A 4278-nucleotide genomic window follows, 5' to 3' on the forward strand; every position below is an offset into this window, starting at 1 on the left:
GGGAGCGGCGAGCGCGGGGGCGCCGGCCAGTACCCCGAGACCGACCGCCGCGGCGGTCACCGAGGCGACGGCGGTCGCGTACAGCCCTGTCCGGTGCGGTCTTCGCACCGGAGCCGCAGCAGCGGCGGTCTTCCGTGACATCGCAGGCCCGTTTCTCTGAGGGGTCGACGCGGAGTCGACAAGGCTCAACGGCCGTGCGCGCGTGGGGAGTCGCCGCCGTCATGAACGAGGCGACAGTAGGGCGCGCACCTCACCGCCCACAAGACTCCTGCGAGTAGATTTCATACCTTCAGCTTCAAGCTGCGTGCTTGCGTTCGTTTTTTGCGCAACAAGGCGCAAGCAGGGGGCGGACACGGCTGTCCCCCGCACCCATACGGCGAGCGGGTGCGGGGGACAGGTCAGGCGGTCGGATGGTCGGGCTGTCGGGCGGGTGTCAGTGCCCCGGGGACCTCCTCCGCCGCATCCACCACACCAGCGCGCCGCCGACGACGGCGAGCGCCGCGGCGACCCCGGCGAACAGCCCGACCGGCACGTCGTTACCGGTGTGCGCCAGGTCGCCGTCCGGGTCCGTGGCCGGCGGGGTCGAGTGACCGCCGCCCGGGGTGGACGACGAGCCGGGAGCCGGGGTCGACGGGGCGTCGGTCGGCTTCGGACTGCCCGAACCGGTCGGCGAGGGCGTCGGCTTCGGGTCCTCGGGGGCCGTCTGCTGATCCCCCGTACTCCCGCCCAGGTACGCGGTGTCGCCGTCCTGGTAGGTCACCTCGGCCTGTACGGACGTCTTCGTCGTCCTGTCCAGGCCCTTGTGCCGCGTCTTGAACTCGGTGCTGCTGATGTTCTTCTTGGGCGCCTTCGAGAAGTCGACCCCGCCCATCGACAGGATCCACACCTTGCCGTCGTAGACGCGCTCGAACTTGTAGTCGCCGTTCCTGAACGAGTCGACGTACTTGTCGTAGACGGTGTTCTTGTCCCAGTTCTTGTTCTCGCCCCGCAGCGGCCAGCGCGACACGTCGTTGCTGTTGATGATCTTGCGGAAGTCGGTCGCCTCCACCGCGTCCTTGCGGCGGATGTACTCGGCCGCGACGCGCGAGGAGTAGACCCGGCGCAGGTCCGCGTACGAGGTGTCGTCGTTGACCCGGCGCTCCAGCTCCGGCTGAATCGTCGAGAGGATCAGCTGCTCGGCCTGGTCGGTCTGCGCCTCGGTCAGCTCGCAGCTGCCCTTGGGCACGTCGGGGCCGGTCGGGACCTCCATGTTGACCTTCAGCGGGGCGTCCAGGATGTAGATCCCGCCGTCCTGCTCACGGACCTTCGCCGGCTTCGGGGTGATCCACTGCCGGATGATCGGCAGGCAGGGCATGCCCTCCGGCGTACGCGGCGCCGCCTTCCAGAACCGCTCCCCGCGCTCGTACTTGTCGGGGTTCATCGCGTCCGCGTAGTCGTGCTTGAGGATCAGGTCGGCCTCCAGCAGGACCCGCCCCGCGTCGGTCTTCGAGAAGTCCTTGTCCATGATCAGGTCGGGCCTGACCGGGTTGAGGTTGACCCAGAACTTCTCCGGGCTCAGCGCCAGCCAGGTGAAGAAGGCGTCCGAGGCCAGCTGGAGCTTGGCGTCACCGCCGTACCCGGGACTGGCGTCCGGGTCCTTCACGTAGTCGGCCTTCATCGAGTAGTCGAGGCCCTTGCCCCTGACGGGCGTACCGACGTAGTTGATCTCCATGGTGGAGAAGTCGATGCCGCCGGGCCCCCGGCCGAAGTAGCCCCCGCGGTTGTTCTGGTTGTAGATCGCCTGGAGCCTGCGGGCGTCCGCGACGGACTTCCCGGACCGCAGCGCCTGGTCGATGATCGGCCCCCGGCCGCCCTTGAGCGGATCCGGATTGAAGCGGCTGTCGAACCTCGTGTACTGGTTGGGCTTCTGGGTGCGCTCGATCGCGTTGGACCGCCGCTCGTTGACCCCGGCCTGGGTGCGGCTGCTGCCCCGGTCCCTCTTCAGGTCCTCGTCGAACTGCGCAATCTTCTTCTTCGTCGAGTCCTCCGTCTTCTGCCCGGTCAGATACCGGAACGTCGACTTCGGCTTCTCCTTGGCGATCTGGCGGTCGGCCTTGAGCTGATCGTCCTCGATCTTGCCGTTGGACTTCATCTCGATCTTGCGCTCGGTGGGCCGGTGATGGGCGTCCACCACCCGCGTGCGCTTCTCGCCGGTCACGGGGTCCGTGTACTCGATCGGATCCTGGCACCACCATTCCGGACCGATCATGTTGTACTTCTTGACCATCCGCGCCTCGAAGGCCTCGCCCCTGGGCGGATTGCCGTGGTTACCGATGTAGCGCACGTCCAGGAAGCGCTGGAACTCCTTGAGGCCCGTCTTCTTGTCGTACTGACTGTTGTAGCGGGCGTAGATCTCCATGACCTTGTCCGCCGGATTCTGCGACTTGTTGTACGCCCGCTGCCACTTCCGGTAGTTCGTGCCCGCCTTCTCGCGCTGGGCGTCGGTCGGCGGCAGCACCCCGTCGTACGCCTTGGCCGGGTTGTCGTACGTGTAGTTCTCGTCGTTCGGCCAGGCGTCGTACGGAAGGTTGTCGGGCGGGCCGGAGTTGGGCGGCGTGGTCGGGAACTTCTTTCCCAGGAACTTCTCGTCGCACCGGACCGCCTTGGCCCGCGCGGCGTCCGCCTGCTCCATGGCGGGCAGGCCGGTCAGGGTCAGGGCCCCGGCGGCGGTGAGGACGAGCGCGCAGCGCGTCCACACGGGCCGGCGGAGCGCAGGCTGGAGTATTCGGATGCTCACTGACTTCTCCCCGTGCGGCGGCGCCGCTGGCTCCGGAGCCAACTGGTCTGTGTGCGCCGCCCTGTGCACAATCTAGGAATCAGCTGTGAGAAGCCCGGGGTTGTTTCGGCATGTCCCCGCCGAATCTCCGCATCGCGGGCGCGTCACGCACGCAAGCGGGAGGGTCCGGTTCAGAAGCCGTCCGGCTCCCCGATCCAGGTGTCCTCCAGATCACCCGCCGTCGCCTCGGACCGCCGGACCCGGAACACCGACAGCGTGCGGCCCGCCCTGGGCAACGGGCTCGTCCGCCGCAGGACCAGCCGGACCAGGCTCTCCCAGGCGAGGTCCCCCGGCTCGGCGTCCGGATCGACGCCCGCGTCCCGCAGACCGGCGGCGTCGATCCCGAACGCCCCCGCCACCTCCGCGACACCGCCCTCCCGGTCCCAGTCCCCCTCACCGGACCAACCCGCCGCGAACAGCCGTGCCCCGTCCGGGTGCTGGACGACATGGGCGCTGTACGCCACCGAGTGGTCCACCCGCACCGAACCGATGACGGCCGCTCCGGGGAAGCGCGCCGCGAGGGCATCGGCCTGCTCGGCGAGCGCGGAGCCGTCCCCGCCCGCCGCGAGGGCCGGGTCGTCCACCTCCGACACCGGCCCCCAGCACCCGACGGCGACCAGGTCGAGGTCGGCCCGCGTCGCGAAGGACGGCCGCCCGACCGCCTCGATCCGCCCCTCCTCCCCCACCACGGCGTCCACGGTCGCCAGCGCGGCGACCAGATCCGCGGCACGCGCGGGATCGTGGGCGGGCAGCTCGCCGTCCCCGCCCGGGAACGGCGGCCCGACGACGGTGAGCCTGAACTCCCCGTGCTGCGCCAGCTCTTCGTCCGGCCCGTACTCCCACACCTCGTCGTAGGACACCGGCGACACCTCCGTGGACGGTCGGAAAACGGCGAGCCCGATCCTAGGCGGTGACCCCCGGCGGGCCGCCTCGGCTCCCGGCCCCCGGCGGGCCGCCTCGGCTCCCGGTCTCCGCCGGCAGCGTCAGCTCCGAGTCCGCGTGCACGGTGACCCGTACCGCCACGAACTCCGTCGCGTCGGTCCGGGGAGCGCCGGTGCCCGGGTTCAGGGCGTAGCGCGGGTGCGCGCCGCCGCTGATCTGCCAGCGGACGCGGTGGCCGGCGGCGAACCGGTGGGCGGTGTGGCCCATCGGGACGGTCACCCGGACCGGGTCCGCGCCCGTGGTGCGCAGCTGCGCGATCCCGTCGCAGACGTTGACCGACCGGCCCTCGGGGTCCACGTCGCACAGCCGGACGAACACATCGCCGTACCCCGTATCCGTGGCGGCGCCGATCCGGGCGGAGACCGGTCCGAGGACGGTGAGGGGTTCGGCCAGGGCGGGCCCGGTGAACGTCAGCACGTCCGCGCGCGCCTCCAGCGAGGCGTTGTCGCGCGCCCCGGCGGTACGGGAGAGCAGCGGGCCGCCCAGCGAGGGGGTGGGGTCGGCCGGGTCGTGGCGGAAGG

Annotated in this window: 3 protein-coding genes; all 3 read right to left on the reverse strand. The window is 70.5% G+C overall.

Annotated elements, in window-relative coordinates:
• Nucleotides 1–433: 433 nt before the first annotated feature.
• A complete protein-coding gene (locus EAO73_RS34860) occupies nucleotides 434–2776 on the reverse strand; it encodes a hypothetical protein (RefSeq protein WP_147975542.1) in 2343 nt (780 codons plus the stop codon).
• Nucleotides 2777–2946: 170 nt separating this feature from the next.
• Nucleotides 2947–3675: a DUF6333 family protein gene (locus tag EAO73_RS34865; RefSeq protein ID WP_147975543.1), complete on the reverse strand. Its 729-nt coding sequence runs from the start codon at nucleotides 3673–3675 to the stop codon at nucleotides 2947–2949.
• Nucleotides 3676–3718: 43 nt separating this feature from the next.
• Nucleotides 3719–4278, reverse strand: a 560-nt coding sequence (locus EAO73_RS34870) for a CocE/NonD family hydrolase (RefSeq protein WP_147975544.1), incomplete at its 5' end; no start/stop codon positions are given.

The organism is Streptomyces sp. col6 (assembly GCF_008042035.1).
GTDB lineage: Bacteria > Actinomycetota > Actinomycetes > Streptomycetales > Streptomycetaceae > Streptomyces.